Here is a 17,816-nt window from a genome sequence, read left to right as displayed (position 1 = left end):
GGGAACAAGGCCGACGTTCCCACCCGTTGTGCGGGCAGAGGGACGAGGCAGCGAGGGCTTCCCCACCGCACCATTGGAGGGCCTGCCGTGCACCGCCGGCACAACGGACTGAGGACCGCCGCACTGCTCGGCGGCCTCTCGGCGCTGATCCTGGTGATCGGCAGCTTCTTCGGCCGCACCGGCTTCCTGATCGCCCTGCTGGTCGCGCTCGGTACCAACGCCTACGCGTACTGGAACAGCGACAAGCTCGCCCTGCGCGCGATGCGGGCCCGGCCGGTGAGCGAGATCGAGGCGCCGCGGCTGTACCGGATCGTCCGCGAGCTCTCCACCTCGGCCCGCCAGCCGATGCCCCGGCTCTACCTCTCCCCGACCCCGGCTCCGAACGCCTTCGCCACCGGCCGCAACCCGCGCAACGCGGCGGTCTGCTGCACCGACGGCATCCTGCGGCTGCTGGACGAGCGGGAGCTGCGCGGCGTGCTGGGGCACGAGCTGAGCCACGTCTACAACCGGGACATCCTGATCTCCTCGGTCGCCGGGGCGCTCGCCTCGGTGGTGATGTTCCTGGTGAACTTCGCCTGGCTGGTGCCATTCGGGCGCAGCGACGACGACGACGGGCCGGGGCTGTTCGGGATGCTGGCGATCATGATCCTCGGGCCGCTGGCCGCCTCGCTGATCCAGTTGGGCGTCAGCCGCTCCCGCGAGTACCAGGCCGATGCCGACGGCGCCCGGATCACCGGCGACCCGCTCGCCCTGGCGAGCGCCCTGCGCAAGCTGGAGGCCGGTACCCGGCAGCTGCCGCTGCCGCCGGAGCCGCAGCTCCAGACGGCCAGCCACATGATGATCGCCAGCCCGTTCCGCCCGGGCGAGGCCGGCACGAGGCTGTTCTCGACGCACCCGCCGATGGCGGAACGCATCGCCCGCCTGGAGCGGATGGCCGGCTACCGGGGCTGACGGAGCGGGCCCGCCGGGCGCGGCGGGCCCGGGCTCAGCCGGCGAGCCCCTCGTAGGCCCGGCGCAGCCGGTGGACGCCCTCGGCGATCCGGCCGGCGCTGTCCACGGCGGCGTAGCTCAGCCGCAGGTGCGGCGCCGGCGGTTCGGCGGCGTGGTACGGGCGCCCGGCGGCGACCAGCACGCCGGCGTGCAGGGCGGCGGTGGCCAGCGCGGCCTCGTCGGTGCCGTCCGGCAGGCGCAGCCAGAGGTGGTAGCCACCGGGCCGGTGCGGGCCGAGCAGCCCGGGGAGTTCACGGCGCAGAGCGGCCACCGCGGCCGTGCGGCGGTCGCGCAGCTCGGCGCCGAGGGTGCGGAGGTGGCGCGCCCAGCCCGGGTCGGCGACCAGCTCCAGCGCCGCTTCCTGGAGCGGCCGGGGAACGAAGAAGCTGTCCACCACCTGGGTCGCCCGCAACCGCTGCAGGGCCGGGCCGCGCGCGGTGAGCGCGCCGACCCGCAGATTGGGCGAGGTGGCCTTGGTGAGCGAGCGCAGGTGGACCACCACCCCGTCCGGGTCGTCGGCGGCGAGCGGGCGGGGCAGCGCGGGGGCGTCGGTGTGGACCAGGCGGCGGGCGAAGTCGTCCTCGACCACGAACGCGCCGGCCGTCCGGGCGATCCGCAGCACCTCGGCGCGCCGCTCGGGGGAGAGCACGGCACCGGTCGGGTTCTGGAACAGCGGCTGGCAGACGAAGGCCCGGGCCCGGGTGGCGTCGAAGGCCGCCGCCAGCAGGTCGGTGCGCACGCCGTCCTCGTCCACCGGGACGGGGACCGGCCGCGCTCCGGCCGCGCGGGCGACCGCGAGGATGCCGGGGTAGGTCGGCGACTCCACCAGGACGGGCGCGCCGGGGGCGACCAGGGAGCGCATCGCGATGGTGAGCGCGCTCTGCCCGCCGGCGGTGACCAGGACGTCGCCCGCGCCGAGCGGACCGCCGTTCCCGCCGATGTCCCGGGCGAACCAGGCGCGCAGCTCGGTCAGCCCGTCGACCGGCGGGCGCTCCCAGGCACCGGGGCGCCGTCCGGCCCGGGCCAGCGCCGCGGCCAGCAGCCGCTCGGGCTGGAGCGAGGCGTGCGGGTAGCCGCCGTTCAGGTCGACCAGGTCGGGCGGCGGGACGTTCAGGGTGGCGAACAGCGGGCCCGCGCCCTGGTCGCGCGGGCCCGCGTCGGCGCTCAGCGCGATCTCCTGCCAGGAGAGGTCACCGGGCCGGGCGGTCGGCACGGCGAGCGGCGAGCCACCGCCCGTGAAACCGGCGCCGCCCTCCGCGAAGGCGGCGGTGCGGAAGACCCCGGCGCCCGGCCGGGAGACCACCAGGCCCTCCGCCGCCAGCACGGCGATCGCCCGGGAGACCGTCACCGGGCTGACCTGGTGGCGCTCCATCAGGACCCGGCTGGACGGCAGCTTCCGCCCCTCCGGGTAGCGCTCGACTTCCCGGCGCAGACTGTCGGCGAGATCGGTCACGCTGCTACGCTCGTTCATGACGGCACAAGATAGCGCTACCCGCCCGATGGCGATAGCACCGCAGGGCTCGGCGGTCCCCGGTGGCTCCGGCACCGCCCTGGCGGCACTCGGTGTCCTTTCCTTCTCCTTCAGCTTCCCCGCGACCTCCTGGGCGCTGGCCGGCTTCGGTCCGTGGACGGCGACGGGGCTGCGCGGGGCCCTGGCCGGCGTGCTCGCCGCGCTCTGCCTGGCGGCCGCCCGCGTCCCGCTGCCCGCACGGCGGCACTGGCCCGGGCTGCTGGTGGTCTCGGCCGGCTGCGTGCTGGGCTTCCCGCTGCTGACCACGCTGGCGCTGCGGGCCTCCTCCACCGCGCACTCGGCGGTCGTCATCGGTGTGCTGCCGCTCGCCACCGCCGCCGTCGCGGCCCTGCGCACCGGCGGACGCCCGTCCCGGACCTTCTGGTGCGCGGCGCTCGCCGGAGCGGCGGCCGTGCTCGCCTTCACCCTGCTGCAGAGCCACGGGCGGCCGACCACCGCGGACCTCTACCTGTTCGCCGCGCTGCTGGTCTGCGCGGCCGGGTACGCGGAGGGCGGGCGGATCGCGCGCGAGCTGCCGGGGTGGCAGGTGATCGCCTGGGCGGTGGTCGCGGCGCTGCCGGTCACCGTGGCGACCACCGGGCTGGCGCTGCCGGCCGAGGCGGCGCACCCCGGGGTGAAGGCGCTGGCCGGGCTGGCCTACACGGCGGCGGTCTCGCAGTTCGGCGGCTTCGTGCTCTGGTACCGGGGGATGGCGGCGATCGGGGTGCCGAGGGCCAGTCAGCTCCAGCTCGCCCAGCCGCTGCTGACGCTGGTCTGGGCGGTGCTGCTGCTGGACGAGGACCTTCCGGCGGCGGCGCCGGTCACCGCGGTGGTGGTGCTGGTCTGCATCGCGGTCACCCAGCGCGCCCGTACCTGAGCCGCCGTGCCCGGGCCGGGAGCGCCGCCGCGCCCGTACCGCCTCGCCTGAGCCGCCGTGCCCGGGCCGGGAGCGCCGCCGCGCCCGTACCGGCACGGGGTCGGTACGGGCGCGGCGGTCGCCACGGTGGCTGGTCAGGACACCGCGTCGTCCGGGCGGTAGACGCAGAGCGCCCAGATGATGAAGACATCCAGGGCGATCACCACGATCGACCAGAGCGGGAAGTACGGCAGGTCCAGGAAGTTCTCGAGGGCGCTCACCGCGGTCAGGAAGACACCGGTGTACCGGGCCCAGGCGGCGCCCATGAGGACGAAGGCACCGACCACCGCGACCAGCGCGCCGACGATGATGTGGATCCACCCCCACCCGGTGAGGTCGAAGCGGAAGACGTAGCGCGGGGTCGTGACGAAGATGTCGTCGTCGGCGACCGCCATGATGCCCCGCACGACCTCCATGAAGCCGTTGAGGAGCATCAGCACACCCGCGAACATCACCAGGCCGGGGGCCCAGTCGCTGAACCGGTTGACCGATCTCGGTGGTGGCGGCGCCCCGGTGCCGGAACGCCAGGGCGGGGGCTGGTCGGGAGTGGGCGACGAGGTGCTCATGGACTCCTCCTGGGCCGTAGGCCGGGGCCGTCGGCGGAATCCGGGCGGAACCGGGCCGACGGCCGAACAGGCGTACGGAAAGGGGTGGTGCGGACTTCGACCGTCCGCCCGGGCCGGGCGCCGGGCAACCGGACCGCGCCTGTTCGGGTGACGCGCCCCGCGCGCCCCCCGACGGGCCCGGACGGCTGCTGGTAGTGGTTGTCCGACTGCTGTCCGGGCCCGGGCCGGCCGCCCCGGCGGTCCCGTCCGCGGCCCGCCCCCGAGCACGGAAGGCGCCTGCGTGACTCTTCTGCCGAAGGACGTCGTGGAGCAGGCCCCGCATCCGTCGCGCACGCCGCGGCTGGACCGCCGACGGGCGGCCGCGCGCAGGCGGCGCGGCCGGGCCCTGGTGGGCTGGCTGACCACCACCGACCACAAGCGGATCGGGACCCTCTACATCACCACCGCGTTCCTGTTCTTCCTGGTCGGCGGGCTGATGGCGATGCTGATGCGGATCGAGCTGGCCCGGCCGGGGCTGCAACTGCTCTCCAACGAGGAGTTCAACCAGCTCTTCACCATGCACGGCACGATCATGCTGCTGATGTTCGCGACCCCGCTGTTCGCCGGCTTCGCCAACTGGATCATGCCGTTGCAGATCGGCGCGCCCGACGTGGCCTTCCCCCGGCTGAACGCGCTCGCCTACTGGCTCTACCTGTTCGGCTCGCTGATCGCGCTCTACGGCTTCGTCACCCCCGACGGCGCGGCCGACTTCGGCTGGTTCGCCTACGCGCCGCTGAACAGCGCCGAGCACAGCCCGGGACTCGGCGCGGACCTGTGGATCATGGGCCTGGCCCTTTCCGGCTTCGGGACCATCATGGGCTCGGTCAACTTCATCACCACGATCGTCTGCTTCCGCGCCCCCGGGATGACGATGTTCCGGATGCCGATCTTCGTCTGGAACATCCTGCTCACCGCCGTCCTGGTGCTCTTCGCCTTCCCGGTGCTGGCGGCGGCGCTGCTCTGCCTGGAGTCGGACCGCAAGTTCGGCTCGCACGTCTTCGACGCGGCCAACGGCGGCGCGATGCTCTGGCAGCACCTCTTCTGGTTCTTCGGCCACCCGGAGGTGTACATCATCGCGTTGCCGTTCTTCGGCATCGTCACCGAGATCATCCCGGTCTTCAGCCGGAAGCCGGTCTTCGGATACTCCGGCCTGATCGCCGCCACCGTCGCCATCACCGGCCTGTCGATCACGGTCTGGGCGCACCACATGTTCGTCACCGGCCAGGTGCTGCTGCCGCTCTTCTCGATCATGACGATGCTGATCGCGGTGCCGACCGGGGTGAAGTTCTTCAACTGGATCGGCACCATGTGGCAGGGCTCGCTGAGCTTCGAGACGCCGATGCTGTGGACGGTCGGCTTCCTGGTGACCTTCCTCTTCGGCGGGCTGACGGGCGTGCTGCTGGCGGCGCCGCCGATCGACTTCCACGTCTCCGACTCGTACTTCGTGGTCGCCCACTTCCACTACGTGGTCTTCGGCACGGTCGTCTTCGCGATGTTCGCCGGCTTCCACTTCTGGTGGCCCAAGTTCACCGGGCGGATGCTGGACGAGCGGCTCGGCCGGATCCACTTCTGGACGCTCTTCGTCGGGTTCCACGCCACCTTCCTGGTGCAGCACTGGCTCGGCGCCGAGGGCATGCCGCGCCGCTACGCCGACTACCTGGCCTCGGACGGCTTCACCACGCTGAACACCGTCTCCAGCATCGGCTCCTTCCTGCTCGGCATCTCCACCCTGCCGTTCCTCTACAACGTCTGGCACACCGCGCGGTACGGCCGCAAGGTCGGCGAGGACGACCCGTGGGGCTACGGGCGGTCGCTGGAGTGGGCCACCTCCTGCCCGCCGCCGCGGCACAACTTCGTCACCCTGCCCCGGATCCGCTCGGAGTCCCCGGCGTTCGACCTGCACCACCCCGAGATCGCCGAGCTGGACCGGCGGCAGAACGCCCGCGAGCCGCTGGGCTGAGCGGGCCGGCGGCCGGCCGGGCCGTGGGCGGCCGCTCGTTAGGATGGGAACGCGCCCCGCCGGCTGCGGGGCGCGGCATCCGGAGGGAGTGGCCGTCATGGCAGAGGAGAGGCACGCCCCCGCGGCCGGGGATCCACGGGCCCGGCGGCGCGGCCAGGGCGAGCTGGAGGCCCAGGTCCTGGCGGTGCTCCAGCGGGCGCCCGGACCGGCCACCGCGGTCTGGGTGCAGGAGCGGCTGGACGGCGGCCTGGCGTACACCACCGTGATGACCATCCTGTCCCGGCTGCACGCCAAGAAGGCCGTCTCACGAACCCGTTCGGGCCGTTCCTACCTCTGGCAGGCGTCCTCCGACGCGGCCGGGCTGGCCGCGCTGCGGATGCGCCGGATGCTCGACGGCGAGCCGGACCGGGACGCCGTACTGGCCAGCTTCGTCACCGCGCTGCTCCCGCACGACGAGGAGTTGCTGCGGACGCTGCTGGACAGCGCCGGTGCCGATCCGGCAGTGGCCGACCACGAGAGCTGAACCGTGGGCGTCTTCGTCTTCCTCCCGCTCATCCTGCCGCTGACGGCGGTTCCGATCGCCCGGCTCACCGAGCAGCACCTGCATCCGCGCGGGGCCTCCCGGCTGCTGACCGCGATCAGTGCGGTGATGGCGCTGTGCAGCGCCGTCTGCCTCGGCCTGACCGGGGTGGTGGGCACCGCCCAGCTCCCGGGCAACCCGCTGCCGGACAGCTGGTCCGACCCGGAGGTGCGGGCGGCGCTGCCGTACCACGAGACGGTCGGGACGGCGGCGATCTGCGTGCTGGTGGTGGTGGCCGGGGCCTGTCTGCGCACGGTGCTGCGGCACCTGCGGATCCGGGCCCGGGCGCGCCGGGCGCTCGGCCGCGACCCCGGCGTCGCGGCCGGGTACGGGTTCGCCGCGGCGACCGGGGGCGCCTTCGCGGACGATCTCGCGGTGCTGCCGGACGACCGGCCGTACGCGTACGCGCTGCCCGGCTCGCCGGGGCGGGTGGTGGTCTCCACCGGGATGCTGGCCGGGCTGGCGGCCGACGAGCGCGAGGCGCTGCTCGCGCACGAGCGGGCGCACCTGGAGCACCGGCACCACCGCTATCTGCTGATCACCCAACTCGCGGGCTGCGTCAACCCGTTCCTGCGGCCCCTGCAGCAGGCGGTGGCGTACAGCGCGGAGCGGTGGGCGGACGAGGAGTCGGCCCAGGCGGTCGGCGACCGGCGGATCACGGCCCGGGCGGTGGCCCGGGCGGCACTGGTCTCGCACCGGGCGCCCGCTCCCGGGTTCGCCGCCTTCGCCGCGCCGGGGGCCGTGCCCGGCCCGGTGCCGCGGCGGGTGGCCGCGCTGCTCGGCCCGGTGCCGTCCTCGCGGAACTGGCCGCCGGCGCACACCCGGGCGGGCCTCGCGGCCATGGTGGCGGCGATCGGGACGGCGGCGTCGGCGCTCTGCGCGCTCAACGCGGCGGTGGCGCTGCTGCTGGTCCTGAAGGCCGTCACCCCGCTGTAGAGCGCACCCGCCCGCGCACCCGCCGGAGCGGCCGGCGGGCGTAGACACGCCCGCCGGCGGGCATGGCACGTCATAGGGGTCGACCGTCCGTCGTGAGAGGGTGCCCACCATGAAGGTGATCGAATTCGTCCTGAACGCCATCTGGTTGATCTTCTGCGGCATCTGGATGGCGCTCGGCTATCTCATCGCCGGCATCATCTGTTGCGTCCTCATCGTCACGATCCCTTTCGGCATCGCGGCCTTTCGGATCGCCGGCTTCGTGATCTGGCCGTTCGGGCGCACGACGGTGGAGAAGCCGGACGCCGGGGCGCCGTCCTGCGTCGGCAACGTGATCTGGCTGGTGTTCGCGGGGTGGTGGCTGGCGCTGGCTCACATCGCGACCAGCATCCCGCTGTTCATCTCGATCATCGGGATCCCGTTCGGCTGGGCCAACCTGAAGATGATCCCGATCTCGCTGATGCCGCTGGGGCGCGAGGTCGTGTCGACGGACGAGCGGTTCGGCGGGCGCTGAACCGCCACGGGGCCGGCCTCCCGGCCCGGCTCGGCCTCGGCGGCGGAGCCGGCGCGCTGCCGGTGATCCGGCCGGCGCCGAGCAGCCGGGCGAGCCGTGATCACCGGAGGGAGGGCGGTGGGCCGCCGGGCCGGTGCGGCTGCTCCAGAGCCTCCCGCAGCAGCCGGAACTCCTGCGCCAGCCCGTCCAGGGTGTAGTGGGCGTTGAGCCCGCTCGGGTTGGGCAGCACCCAGACCTCGGTCTCCCCGAGGTCCTCGGGCTGGCGGCCCACCGCCGCCGTCCGCCGCCCGAAGGCCGTCCGGTAGGCGCCGATGCCGAGCACGGCCAGGGCCCGCGGGCGCAGCGACCGGACGCGGTCGGCGAGTGCGGCGCCGCCCTCGCGCAGTTCGTCGGCGGTGAGTTCGTCCGCCTTGGCGGTGGCGCGCGGGGCGACGTTGGTGATGCCGAGGCCGAGGTCGAGCAGTTCGCGCTGCTCGTCCGGGCGGAACAGGCGCGGGGTGAAGCCGGAGCGGTACAGGGCGGGCCAGAACCGGTTGCCCGGCCGGGCGAAGTGATGGCCGGTGGCGCCGGACCAGAGGCCGGGGTTGATGCCGCAGAACAGCACCCGCAGCCCGGGGGCGAGGACGTCCTCGATGGTGCTGTCGCGGGCGGCGAGCAGCTGGTCCGGGGTGGGTTTCATGGGCTTCTCGGTCACCCGCCCAGTCTGCCGGTGGCGGCCGCCGACCCGCTGCCGGGGGTGGCGGGCCGTCCTCCGTCGCCACCTTCGGTCCGGGGCGGCCGGAGCGGTCCGGCTACCCGGGCGAGGTGGCCGCCAGCAGCCTGGTCCGGCGGCGCTCGCGCAGCCACCGCACGCCGTGGACGACCGCCGCGGCGTACGCCCAGCCAGCGAAGACGTCGACGATGAAGTGCTCCGCCCCGTAGACCAGGGTGAACGCCATCGCGAGCGGGTACGCGACCAGCAGCACCCGGAGCCACCGCGAGGCCGTCGGCCAGAAGAAGAACAGCAGCATCGCCGGGTAGGCGGAGTGCAGCGAGGGCATCGCGGCGACGTCGTTGGCGAACCGGCTGCCGTTCTCGAAGACCGAGCCGGCCCGCGGCAGCCCGCTCTGGGTCAGCACGTCCGACACCACCCGGGTGAGCGCCGGCATGTGGCCCTCCTGCGCGGTGAGCCACGGCGGGTCGGCCGGAAAGAGGATGTACGTCGCGAAGCCGGCGAAGGTCAGCGCGAGGTAGCAGGTGAGCAGGTGCCGGAACCGGTCGTGGCGGCGCCGCCAGAGCACGGCCAGCACCACGAAGATCATGAAGAAGTGCGACATGTAGACGGTGACCGCCGCGTAGTCGTACCAGTGCGGCGAACCGGGGGTGTAGAGCCCGTACTGCAGTCGGACCGTCAGGGTCTCACCGAAGCCGAGCAGTTCGTCCGCGCGCAGCTGCGGCCGCCAGTGCGGGGCCCACGGTGTGTGGGCGCCGTACCCGCGCAGCAGCGAGTACGCCCAGACGACGGCCATCACCGGCACCCAGTCGCGCAGCACCAGCAGGAAGCCGCGCGGCCCGTGGCCGCTGTGCACGGCGGCGGCCAGCAGGGCGCCGATCAGCCAGCAGAAGACCACGTCGTTGGAGTACGGCAGGCCGTACGTGCGCACGTACCAGAGCAGGGCGACGAGGTAGAGCGGCCACGCCAGCAGCCGGAACCGGGCCAGTGCGCTGGCGCGCGCACCGGGCAGCGGCCGGGTCACCGGACGCAGCCGCCCGGCGCTCGCGGGTGGGAGCGGCGCCGGGCGGAGCAGTTTGGTCATGCCAGCCGAAGCTAGCAAGGCATTCTTGGAGAACTCTTCACGCGAACGGCTTGTCGTCCAGCAAAGACTCAGAAAGACACCGGACAGCGCAGCCCGGCCGCCCGGTTAGGAGACGCTGCCCAACTCGTGGGGCGTGTTGTTGAACCGCCGCCCGCCCTGCTCGGTCACCGTCACGATGTCCTCGATCCGCACCCCGAACCGGCCGGGCAGGTAGACACCGGGCTCGATCGAGAAGCACATCCCGGGGACGAGCGGCTGCTCCTCGCCCTCGACCAGGTACGGCGGCTCGTGCGTGGTGATGCCGATGCCGTGGCCGGTGCGGTGGATGAAGTACTCGCCGTACCCGGCCTCGGTGATCACCCGGCGGGCGATCCGGTCGATCTCCTGGCAGGTCACCCCGGGCCGGACGGCCTCGAACGCGGTCTGCTGCGCCTGCCGGACGACGTCGTGCACCGTCCGCACCTCGGCCGGGACGTCGGTGCCCACGTGCACGGTCCGGGTGGTGTCGGAGCCGTAGCCGTCCTTGAGGCCGCCGAAGTCCAGGACGACGGTGTCACCGGCCCGGATGACCCGGTCGCCCGCCTCGTGGTGCGGGTTGGCGCCGTTGGGGCCGGAGCCGACCACGGTGAAGTCGACCTGGCTGTGCCCGTACTGGATGAGCAGGGCGCTGAGGTCGGCGGCCACGTCGGTCTCCCGCCGACCGGCGAACCGCACCTCCAGGATGCCCCGGTAGGCGGCGTCCGCGGCGCCCCCGGCCGCGGCCAGGCGCTCCAGCTCGTCGGTGTCCTTGACCGCGCGGAGCATCGGCAGCGCCTCGGTGAGCGAGGTCCAGGCGGTGCCCGGCAGGGCACTCTGGAGACCGAGCAGGTGCATGGCCCAGGCGTTGTCCGAGACGCCGTAGCGGCCGGCCGGGTCGAGCAGCGGGGCGGCGGTGGCGTACGGGCTCTCACCGTTGCTCCAGTCGAGCAGTCGCAGGCCGGGGGCACCGGTGGCCCGTTCGGCGTCGGGGCGCTCCAACTTGGGGACGATCAGGGCGGGTTCGTTGCCGTCGGTGAGGAGCAGCGCGGTCAGCCGCTCGGTGATCGCGGTCGGCTGGTAGCCACAGAGGTAGACCAGGTCGGGGCCGGGGGCGACGACCAGGCCGCTGAGCCCGGCGGCGGCCGCGTCGGCGGTGGCCCGGGCCATCCGGGCGGTGTAGTCCTCGGTGGTGAACGGTCGTGGCATGAGGGTTCCTCTCTGCGTCTGTCCCGTACCGGAATCGGTCCCGGACCGGCGGCCGTCCGGGTGGGGCCGGCCGCCGGGCGCGGGCTGCTGTCGCGTGCACCGAACTCCATCACGTCCGGGCGGAGTCGGCGTAGTGCCGGAGGAACAACGCCTCGACGTTGGCCATGTGCTCGATCTCGCCGGGATCGACGCTCTCGTCGGGCGCGTGGATCAGGCAGCGTGGTTCCTCGACGCCCATCAGGATGATCTCCGCGTCCCGGAAGGTGCGGGCGAACACGTTGCAGAGCGGGATCGAGCCGCCCTGGCCGAGGAAGGAGATCGGCTTGCCGTAGACCTCCTGCATGGCCCTGTCGAGTGCCGCGTACGCCGGCCCGCCGGTGGAGGCCCGGAACGGCGAGCCGGCGCTCTCCGGCTCGACGCTGACCTGCGCGCCCCACGGCACGGCGGCCTTCAGGTGTGCGGTGAGCGCGTCCTGGGCGGCCCGCGCGTCGGTGCCGGGCGGCACCCGCAGGCTGACCCGGGCGCGGGCGGTGGCCGGGATGGCGGCGGCCGAGCCGACCACCGGAGGGCAGTCGATGCCGAGCACGGTGACGGCGGGCCGGGCCCACAGCCGGTCGGCGACGGTGCCCGACCCGGTCAGTCCGACGCCCTCCCGCACCCCGGCGTCGGCGCGGAACTGCTGCTCGTCGTAGCCGACGCCGCTCCAGCTGCCGGTGCAGTCCAGCCCCTCGATCCGGGTGCCCCCGTGCGTGTCGCGCAGCGAGTCGAGGGCGCGGATCAGCGCGGCCAGGGCGTCCGGGGCGGGGCCGCCGAACATGCCGGAGTGCAGGTCGCCGGCGAGGGTCGAGACGGTGACCACCACGTTGGTGACCCCGCGCAGGGAGATGGTGGCGGTGGGCACGCCGACGGCGGCGTTCCCGGTGTCGCAGATCAGCAGCGCGTTGGCGTGCAACTCGCCCGCGTGCGGGGGCACGTACGCCTCCAGGCCGCCGGTGCCCTGCTCCTCCGAGCCCTCGGCGACGAACTTGATGCCGACCGGGACGTCGTCGCCGAGCGCGCGCAGCGCGGTGAGGTGCATGACGATGTTGCCCTTGCAGTCGGCGGCGCCGCGTCCGTACCAACGGCCGTCGCGCTCGGTGAGCTCGAACGGCGGGGAGGTCCAGGCGGCGTCGTCGAGCGGGGGCTGGACGTCGTAGTGGCAGTAGAGCAGGACGGTCGGCGCGCCGGGCGGGGGCGGGCGGTGGCCGATCACGGCGTGGCTGCCGTCCGGCGTCTCCTCCAGGTGGACGTCGCGCAGGCCGGCCTGGGTGAAGGCGGCGGCGACCCACTCGGCGGCCTCGCGGCACCTCTCCGGCGGGTACTGGCGGGGGTCGGCGACGGACGGGATGGCGACCAGCTCGGCCAGGTCGGCCTTGGCCCGGGGCATCAGGGCGGCGATCCGGCGGGCGAGTTCGTCGGTCATGGGTACGACTCCTGGGCGATCGGTCGTTCGGCTGGGGTCGACGGGCGGGGCCCTGGGGTGAGGGCGGGGCGGGGCCGGGGCCCGAGGGCTGAGACTGAGGTCTGAGGGTCGGACGGGGAGTCAGTTCCGGACGGTGTCGTGGAGCTTGAGGTCGTCGATCTTCTCCTTGATCTCCGCCAGCTTGTCCGGGCAGTACACCGAGAGCACGATCGTCTCCGCGAGCACCACCTCGCGGTCGGAGAGCACCGGCCGCTGCCCGGGGCCGCCCGCGCCGTTGGACATGCCGTACTTCCACTGCGCCTGGGTCAGCGCGTTCGCCGGGTCCTCGCAGACGGCGCCGCCGTCCTCGCCCAGGGTGTGCACGATCTGGCTCTGGCCGGGCACCGGGTAACCGGCCGCCCCCAGGGCCTGGGAGAGCTGTTCGGCCTTGTCGTTGGCCTTGTTGGTGGTGTGCAGCTGGGAGTACGTCAGCAGGCCGGTGATCAGCATCCCGACCAGCAGGACGATCGCACCCAGGTAGATCCAGCGATGGCGGGAGGCCATCATCGTGCCGGTCATCGCGCACCTCCGGTGGCGCGGCGCTGCTCCTCGGCCTCCTGCGCGGCCAGTTCGGCCCGGGCGTCGGGGGAGCGCCAGGAGGGCTTGCGCAGTCGCAGGAACAGGTAGGGGATCACCAGCCCGAGCAGGACCAGGCCGCCGCCGACGATCGCGACGTACGACCAGACGCTGCCGCTGCCGAACTGCGAGGACGGTACGAACCCGATCGCCATCGCGGCCGCCGAGGACAGCAGGCCGGTCACGCAGACCAGGACCAGCGCCGGGGCGCGGTAGCCGCGCGGGTGGTCCGGCTGGGTGCGGCGCAGCCGGATCGCGGCGGCGAACATCAGCAGGTAGACGATCAGGTAGACCTGCGTGGTGATCACCGAGAAGATCCAGTAGGCGCTGGAGACGTTCGGGATCAGCGCGTACGCGAGGGCGATGACCGTGGTGACCACACCCTGGGTGACCAGCAGGTTCTGCTGGATTCCCTCCTTGTTCAGCCGCTGCAGGAACGGCGGCAGGTAGCCCTCTTGGCGGGAGATCATCAGCAGGCCCTTGGAGGGCCCGGCCAGCCAGGTCAGCATGCCGCCGAGGGCGGCGGCGACCAGCGCCACCGCGATCACCGGGGTGAGCCACCCGATGTGGAAGTACTGGAAGAAGGCGTCGAAGGCCTGCATCACGCCGGCCGTCAGGCTCAGCTCGCTGGACGGCACCACCCAACTGATCGCCAGCGCGGGCAGGATGAAGATCAGCAGGACCATCCCGGAGGCCGTGAACATCGACCGCGGGAACTCGCGGGCCGGATTGCGGAGCGAGGAGACGTGCACCGCGTTCATCTCCATGCCGGAGTAGCTGAGGAAGTTGTTGACGATCAGCACCAGGCTGGCCAGGCCGGTCCACTCCGGGAAGAGGTGCGCGGCGTTCATCGGTGCGGCCGAGGTGTTGCCCTGGCCGAGGAAGACCATGCCGAGCACCACCAGCAGCGTGCCCGGGATCAGGGTGCCGATGACCAGGCCCCAGGAGGAGAGGCCGGCCACGGCCTTCGTCCCGCGCGAGGAGACCCAGACGCCGGTCCAGTACAGCACCATGATCACTACGGCGGTGTACGGGCCGTTGCTGGCCAGTGCGGGGTTGACCACGTACGCGATGGTCGAGGCCACGTAGGCGAGCAGGGACGGGTAGTAGAAGATCGTCATCGCGAACTGGCACCAGACGGCGAGGAAGCCGAGCGGCTTCGACAGGCCCTCCGACACCCAGCGGTAGACGCCGCCCTCCCAGCCGGAGGCCAGCTCGGCGGAGACCAGCGCGGTCGGGAGCAGGAAGACGATCGCGGGGACGAGATAGAGGAAGACGCAGGCCAGGCCGTAGACCGCCATGGTCGGGGCGGCCCGGAGGCTGGCCACCGAGCTGGTCGTCATCAGTGCCAGGGTCACCCAGGACATCCGCGGTGCACTGGCCAGCCGGGCGGCCACCGCGCCGCCGCTCCGGCCGGTGGCGCTCGGACCGGGGGCGCTCTGACCGGTGGTGCTCGGGCCCGGGCTGCCCCGGCCGGGCGACGGTGCCTCCATGGAACTCATGAGTCCTCCTCGGACGCGGCCCCGGTGCGTTCGCTCCGGGAGAGCCCCGGCAGGCGGGCCGTACCCGGCCAGTTCACCCGGTTGCCGGGGGCGTCGCATGCGGCGTGCACCCGCACGGGTGATCGACTGACAGGTGTGCGTGGTGGAGGTTCGGCGCGCGCGGTGGCCGGGGCGCTCGGAGGTCCGTCCAGGGGCGCCCGAACCCGGAGCGACGCCGTCCGGCCGGTACCCGTCCGGGTACGGAATGGTAAATGCCGGGCGGAGTGTCAGTGCCGTGGTTCAGGATGACTGAATGTCGTACGAACTTCAGGCGCTGATCGGTTCGGCGGAGCTGCTCGCGGTGGCCGCCGCCGAAGTCCCGGCCGCCCATGTCAGTCCGCTGGCCCAGGGGTTGGCCCTGATACCGGCCACCCCCGCCTTCCTGTCCGCGCTCCAGTTCGGCCGCGGTGAACCGGGGTTCGGTGGCGAGTCCGGCTTCGACTGGTTCCCGGACGGCCTCGAACGCCGGCTCGCCGCCTGGTCCAAGGCCGGCCCGATCGCCTGCGTCGAGGCCGACTACTTCGGTGGCAGCGGCACCCAGCGCGCCGCCGTCTGGGCCGACGGCCGGCTCGACCTGGGCCCGCTCGTCAGCGGCGAGTTCGAGCCCAGCCCGCCCGAGGGCAGCCCGATCTCCCGCGCCCTGCGGCGAATCGGCGCCCGCGTCGTGGACGCCCGCCACCACGACGAGTTCGAGGCGGTCGGCCTGCCGGCCCATCGCAGCACCGAGCGCTGGGCTGCCCCCGACGGGGCGTGAACCGTTCGGCGCAGGTGCGGTGGCTGGGTCAACTGGCGTGCCCCAGCGTGTGAATCAGGCATTTGCCTGATTCACATCGAGAGGAAGCATCACCCATGCGTCCCCCCTGGATAGCCGCCGCGCTGACCGCAGCCATCGTGCTGACCCCGGTCGCCACGGCATCCGCCACCGCCGCCGGCAACGAAGCCGCGGCCCCCCGAACGTCCCCCTTCGCCGTCACCGTCCCGGCCCTGCCGGCCCTCCCGGTGGCCGTCGCCGTCCCGGCCGTCCCCGCGCGCCCGGTGGCCGTCGCCGTCCCGGCCGTCCCCGCGCGCCCGGCCGACGCGCCGCTGCCCGTGACGGTTCCCCCGGCCGGTGCGCCGGTGTCCGGCCTCCCGGCCCTGCCGGCCGCCCCGGACCTGTCCGCCGCCCCCGACCCGGGACTGGTCCTCGGGACGGTCGGCGACCTCGTCGGCACGGTCACCGGGCTGGTCTCGTCGCTGACGTCGTCCCTCCCCGATCTCGGCGCCGTCCAGCAACTGGTCGCCTCGCTGCAGGCCCTGCTGCAGGGTCTGCTCGGCCACCTGCCGACGCCGCCGGTGACCGTCCCGGACCCGCCGGGCGTCCCCGGCGCCTCCACACCGGCGCGGTCGGATCAGCTCGCCGCGCTCAAGGCGCAGGGCCAGTCCCTGGCCGACGCCGCGGCCCGCCTGGCAGCCCTCCACCCGCACCCCGCCGCCGGCTGACCCGGTCGACGGCAGAGGCCCTCGGTCCCGAACCCGGGACCGGGGGCCTCGCCGCGTACGCCCCGCAGGGTCAGCGGTAGTTGACGTACTGGATCGCGAAGTCGAGGTCCTTGTCCTTGAGCAGCGCCTGGACGGTCTGCAGGTCGTCACGGCTCTTCGAGCTCACGCGGAGCTCGTCGCCCTGGACCTGGGCCTTCACGCCCTTCGGGCCCTCGTCGCGGATGATCTTCGCGACCTTCTTGGCATCGTCCTGGGAGATGCCCTCCTTCACGTCCGCGAAGATCTTGTACTCCTTGCCGGACAGCTGCGGGTCCTTGGCGTCCAGCGCCTTCAGCGACAAGCCACGCTTGATGAACTTGCTCTGCAGCACGTCCAGAATGGCCTTCACCCGCTCCTCGCCGCTGGCCTTCATCTCGATCGTTTCGCCGGAGCGGCTGATCTCGGCGCCGACGTTCTTGAAGTCGAAGCGGGTGGCGATCTCACGCGAGGTCTGGTTGATCGCGTTGTCGACCTCCTGCCACTCGACCTTCGAGACGATGTCGAAACTGGAGTCGGCCATGGGTGTTGGTCTCCTTGATGCTCTGGCTTCACTGACACGGACCGTCCCACCGGACGCCCGCTGCCCCAGCCTATCCAGCACCGCCCCGCCCCCGCCCCCGACAGTCACGCCACATCCCTTGATCATCACGTGACCAATCGGGTGGCGAACCACCCCCCGGCATCGGGTATTGTTTACGGAGTCGAACGGGGCAAGCCCCGCGAGACACCAATCCTGGCTGGTTGCCCGAGCGGCCAAAGGGAGCAGACTGTAAATCTGCCGCGCAAGCTACGCAGGTTCGAACCCTGCACCAGCCACTGGATTACCAGACCGGCCCTGATCAGCGGAAACGCCGATCAGGGCCGGTTTTGTCGTGTCCGCAGCCGGGCCGCCCGGGGGCGGCCCGGCTCACGGGCCCGCGAGGAGGAGAACCGTGGCGGCGGGGGTGTCGGGGGCGGTGTGGGTGGGGGTGGGGTGGGACGGGGGGAGCGGCGGGGGCGGGGTGGGGGTGATCCAGATGGAGCGGATGCCGGTGGCGTGGGCGCCCAGGAGATCGGTGGCGGGGTTGTTGCCGACCATCCAGGTGTCGGGGGTGAGGGTGCGGCCGAGGCGGGCGGCGGCCAGTCGGAAGATCTCGGGGGCGGGCTTGCGGGCGCCGGCCTCCTGGGAGACGCAGACGGTGTCGACGGCGGGGAGCAGGCCGGTCCGGGCGAGCTTGGCGCGCTGGATGTCGGTGCAGCCGTTGGTGACGACGCCGATCGTCCAGCCGGCCTCGCGCAGGGCGGCGAGGGCGGCGGGGACGCCGGGGATCGCGTGGGTGCGGGCGGCCTCGGCGGCGACGTGTTCCTCCCAGAGGGTCTCGCCGGAATGCGGGAGGTCGTAGCGGGCGGCGATCCGGGCGAAGCCGGCGGGGGACCGGTCGGCCCGGACGAGGGTGAAGACGGTGGGGGCGGCGTCGAGGGGGAGGCCGTGGGTGGCGCAGAAGCCGGGCGTCCAGGCGTCCGGGCCGCCGTCGCGTTCGACCAGGGTGTGATCGAGGTCGATGAGGAGGAGGGGGCCGGTGGCGGCGAGGCGGCTCGTGAGCGGAGCGTGCTGGTTCATGTTCGGAGCGTAGCCCGGCTGATGGATCGGCATTATTGCGCATTACTTGCAA

Annotated in this window: 18 protein-coding genes and 1 tRNA gene; 9 read left to right on the top strand and 10 right to left on the bottom strand. The window is 73.2% G+C overall.

Features of this window, described 5'->3' with window-relative positions; genetic code table 11:
- Positions 1-87 precede the first annotated feature (87 nt).
- A complete protein-coding gene (gene htpX / locus AB0J08_RS11030; RefSeq protein ID WP_360630408.1) occupies positions 88-951 on the top strand; it encodes a zinc metalloprotease HtpX in 864 nt (287 codons plus the stop codon).
- A gap of 34 nt (positions 952-985) precedes the next feature.
- Here the strand turns inward: htpX and AB0J08_RS11025 are convergent, their stop codons facing one another.
- Positions 986-2,461 carry a PLP-dependent aminotransferase family protein gene (locus tag AB0J08_RS11025; RefSeq protein WP_360630405.1) on the bottom strand — a complete coding sequence of 492 codons (1,476 nt, stop codon included), beginning with the start codon at positions 2,459-2,461 and terminating at the stop codon, positions 986-988.
- Here AB0J08_RS11025 and AB0J08_RS11020 point away from each other — a divergent pair.
- Positions 2,460-3,377, top strand: a complete 918-nt coding sequence (locus tag AB0J08_RS11020; RefSeq protein WP_360630402.1) for a DMT family transporter — start codon at positions 2,460-2,462, stop codon at positions 3,375-3,377. The two genes, AB0J08_RS11025 and AB0J08_RS11020, sit on opposite strands and share 2 nt — an antisense overlap.
- A 134-nt stretch (positions 3,378-3,511) precedes the next feature.
- Here AB0J08_RS11020 and AB0J08_RS11015 read toward each other — a convergent pair whose 3' ends face one another.
- Positions 3,512-3,982 (bottom strand): hypothetical protein, encoded by a 471-nt coding sequence (locus AB0J08_RS11015; RefSeq protein ID WP_360630399.1) that lies wholly within the window; start codon positions 3,980-3,982, stop codon positions 3,512-3,514.
- 340 nt (positions 3,983-4,322) lie between these two features.
- Between AB0J08_RS11015 and ctaD the strand changes: the two genes are divergently transcribed.
- The 4 genes from ctaD to AB0J08_RS10995 all read left to right on the top strand — a co-directional run bounded on the left by ctaD (position 4,323) and on the right by AB0J08_RS10995 (position 8,008).
- Positions 4,323-5,981, top strand: a complete 1,659-nt coding sequence (gene ctaD / locus AB0J08_RS11010; RefSeq protein WP_360630622.1) for a cytochrome c oxidase subunit I — start codon at positions 4,323-4,325, stop codon at positions 5,979-5,981.
- Between the two features lie 97 nt (positions 5,982-6,078).
- Entirely contained in the window at positions 6,079-6,504 is a 426-nt protein-coding gene (locus AB0J08_RS11005; protein WP_329488209.1) for a BlaI/MecI/CopY family transcriptional regulator, read from the top strand.
- Between the two features lie 3 nt (positions 6,505-6,507).
- Entirely contained in the window at positions 6,508-7,497 is a 990-nt protein-coding gene (locus tag AB0J08_RS11000; RefSeq protein WP_360630396.1) for a M56 family metallopeptidase, read from the top strand.
- Between the two features lie 109 nt (positions 7,498-7,606).
- Complete coding sequence (locus tag AB0J08_RS10995) at positions 7,607-8,008, top strand: YccF domain-containing protein (RefSeq protein ID WP_360630393.1); 402 nt, start codon at positions 7,607-7,609, stop codon at positions 8,006-8,008.
- Between the two features lie 100 nt (positions 8,009-8,108).
- Here AB0J08_RS10995 and mug read toward each other — a convergent pair whose 3' ends face one another.
- From mug to AB0J08_RS10965, 6 genes are all read right to left on the bottom strand, one after another.
- Positions 8,109-8,687 carry a G/U mismatch-specific DNA glycosylase gene (gene mug, locus AB0J08_RS10990; RefSeq protein ID WP_360630619.1) on the bottom strand — a complete coding sequence of 193 codons (579 nt, stop codon included), beginning with the start codon at positions 8,685-8,687 and terminating at the stop codon, positions 8,109-8,111.
- Positions 8,688-8,799: 112 nt separating this feature from the next.
- Positions 8,800-9,804, bottom strand: a complete 1,005-nt coding sequence (locus tag AB0J08_RS10985; protein WP_360630390.1) for a phosphatase PAP2 family protein — start codon at positions 9,802-9,804, stop codon at positions 8,800-8,802.
- 105 nt (positions 9,805-9,909) lie between these two features.
- Positions 9,910-11,028: an aminopeptidase P family protein gene (locus AB0J08_RS10980; RefSeq protein ID WP_360630387.1), complete on the bottom strand. Its 1,119-nt coding sequence runs from the start codon at positions 11,026-11,028 to the stop codon at positions 9,910-9,912.
- 109 nt (positions 11,029-11,137) lie between these two features.
- On the bottom strand, positions 11,138-12,490 hold the full coding sequence (locus AB0J08_RS10975) for a dipeptidase (protein ID WP_360630384.1): 1,353 nt from the start codon (positions 12,488-12,490) through the stop codon (positions 11,138-11,140).
- A 120-nt stretch (positions 12,491-12,610) separates the two neighbouring features.
- Positions 12,611-13,048 (bottom strand): hypothetical protein, encoded by a 438-nt coding sequence (locus tag AB0J08_RS10970; RefSeq protein ID WP_360630381.1) that lies wholly within the window; start codon positions 13,046-13,048, stop codon positions 12,611-12,613.
- Positions 13,045-14,472 (bottom strand): APC family permease, encoded by a 1,428-nt coding sequence (locus AB0J08_RS10965; RefSeq protein WP_360630616.1) that lies wholly within the window; start codon positions 14,470-14,472, stop codon positions 13,045-13,047. Before AB0J08_RS10965 ends, AB0J08_RS10970 begins: the two co-directional genes overlap by 4 nt.
- 427 nt (positions 14,473-14,899) lie before the next feature.
- On the opposite strand from AB0J08_RS10965, the gene AB0J08_RS10960 reads away from it, so the two are divergent.
- Together AB0J08_RS10960 and AB0J08_RS10955 are read left to right on the top strand one after the other, a co-directional pair.
- Positions 14,900-15,400, top strand: coding sequence for a hypothetical protein (locus AB0J08_RS10960; protein WP_360630378.1), 501 nt, complete (start codon positions 14,900-14,902; stop codon positions 15,398-15,400).
- Between the two features lie 95 nt (positions 15,401-15,495).
- Positions 15,496-16,125, top strand: a complete 630-nt coding sequence (locus AB0J08_RS10955) for a hypothetical protein (RefSeq protein ID WP_360630375.1) — start codon at positions 15,496-15,498, stop codon at positions 16,123-16,125.
- Between the two features lie 70 nt (positions 16,126-16,195).
- Here AB0J08_RS10955 and AB0J08_RS10950 read toward each other — a convergent pair whose 3' ends face one another.
- Entirely contained in the window at positions 16,196-16,684 is a 489-nt protein-coding gene (locus tag AB0J08_RS10950; protein ID WP_360630372.1) for a YajQ family cyclic di-GMP-binding protein, read from the bottom strand.
- A 215-nt stretch (positions 16,685-16,899) separates the two neighbouring features.
- Between AB0J08_RS10950 and AB0J08_RS10945 the strand changes: the two genes are divergently transcribed.
- Positions 16,900-16,980 (top strand) — tRNA-Tyr (locus AB0J08_RS10945).
- 91 nt (positions 16,981-17,071) lie between these two features.
- Here AB0J08_RS10945 and AB0J08_RS10940 read toward each other — a convergent pair.
- The gene (locus tag AB0J08_RS10940; protein ID WP_360630369.1) at positions 17,072-17,764 is read right to left on the bottom strand and encodes an HAD family hydrolase; all 693 of its coding nucleotides are present in this window, start codon (positions 17,762-17,764) and stop codon (positions 17,072-17,074) included.
- Positions 17,765-17,816 lie beyond the last annotated feature (52 nt).

Source organism: Kitasatospora sp. NPDC050463 (genome assembly GCF_040655255.1).
Lineage (GTDB): Bacteria > Actinomycetota > Actinomycetes > Streptomycetales > Streptomycetaceae > Kitasatospora.
This window is presented reverse-complemented; position numbering and strand designations above follow the sequence as displayed.

Bases quoted from the DNA above. Each gene is read 5' to 3' on its own strand.
- AB0J08_RS11020 (WP_360630402.1), top strand. From the start codon at position 2,460: ATGACGGCACAAGATAGCGCTACCCGCCCGATGGCGATAGCACCGCAG.
- AB0J08_RS10960 (WP_360630378.1), top strand. From the start codon at position 14,900: ATGTCGTACGAACTTCAGGCGCTGATCGGTTCGGCGGAGCTGCTCGCG.
- AB0J08_RS10985 (WP_360630390.1), bottom strand. From the start codon at position 9,804: ATGACCAAACTGCTCCGCCCGGCGCCGCTCCCACCCGCGAGCGCCGGG.
- AB0J08_RS10970 (WP_360630381.1), bottom strand. From the start codon at position 13,048: ATGACCGGCACGATGATGGCCTCCCGCCATCGCTGGATCTACCTGGGT.
- AB0J08_RS11005 (WP_329488209.1), top strand. From the start codon at position 6,079: ATGGCAGAGGAGAGGCACGCCCCCGCGGCCGGGGATCCACGGGCCCGG.
- AB0J08_RS10995 (WP_360630393.1), top strand. From the start codon at position 7,607: ATGAAGGTGATCGAATTCGTCCTGAACGCCATCTGGTTGATCTTCTGC.
- AB0J08_RS10965 (WP_360630616.1), bottom strand. From the start codon at position 14,472: ATGTCCTGGGTGACCCTGGCACTGATGACGACCAGCTCGGTGGCCAGC.
- AB0J08_RS10955 (WP_360630375.1), top strand. From the start codon at position 15,496: ATGCGTCCCCCCTGGATAGCCGCCGCGCTGACCGCAGCCATCGTGCTG.
- AB0J08_RS10980 (WP_360630387.1), bottom strand. From the start codon at position 11,028: ATGCCACGACCGTTCACCACCGAGGACTACACCGCCCGGATGGCCCGG.
- AB0J08_RS11015 (WP_360630399.1), bottom strand. From the start codon at position 3,982: ATGAGCACCTCGTCGCCCACTCCCGACCAGCCCCCGCCCTGGCGTTCC.
- AB0J08_RS10940 (WP_360630369.1), bottom strand. From the start codon at position 17,764: ATGAACCAGCACGCTCCGCTCACGAGCCGCCTCGCCGCCACCGGCCCC.
- AB0J08_RS11025 (WP_360630405.1), bottom strand. From the start codon at position 2,461: ATGAACGAGCGTAGCAGCGTGACCGATCTCGCCGACAGTCTGCGCCGG.
- AB0J08_RS10950 (WP_360630372.1), bottom strand. From the start codon at position 16,684: ATGGCCGACTCCAGTTTCGACATCGTCTCGAAGGTCGAGTGGCAGGAG.
- mug (WP_360630619.1), bottom strand. From the start codon at position 8,687: ATGAAACCCACCCCGGACCAGCTGCTCGCCGCCCGCGACAGCACCATC.
- AB0J08_RS10975 (WP_360630384.1), bottom strand. From the start codon at position 12,490: ATGACCGACGAACTCGCCCGCCGGATCGCCGCCCTGATGCCCCGGGCC.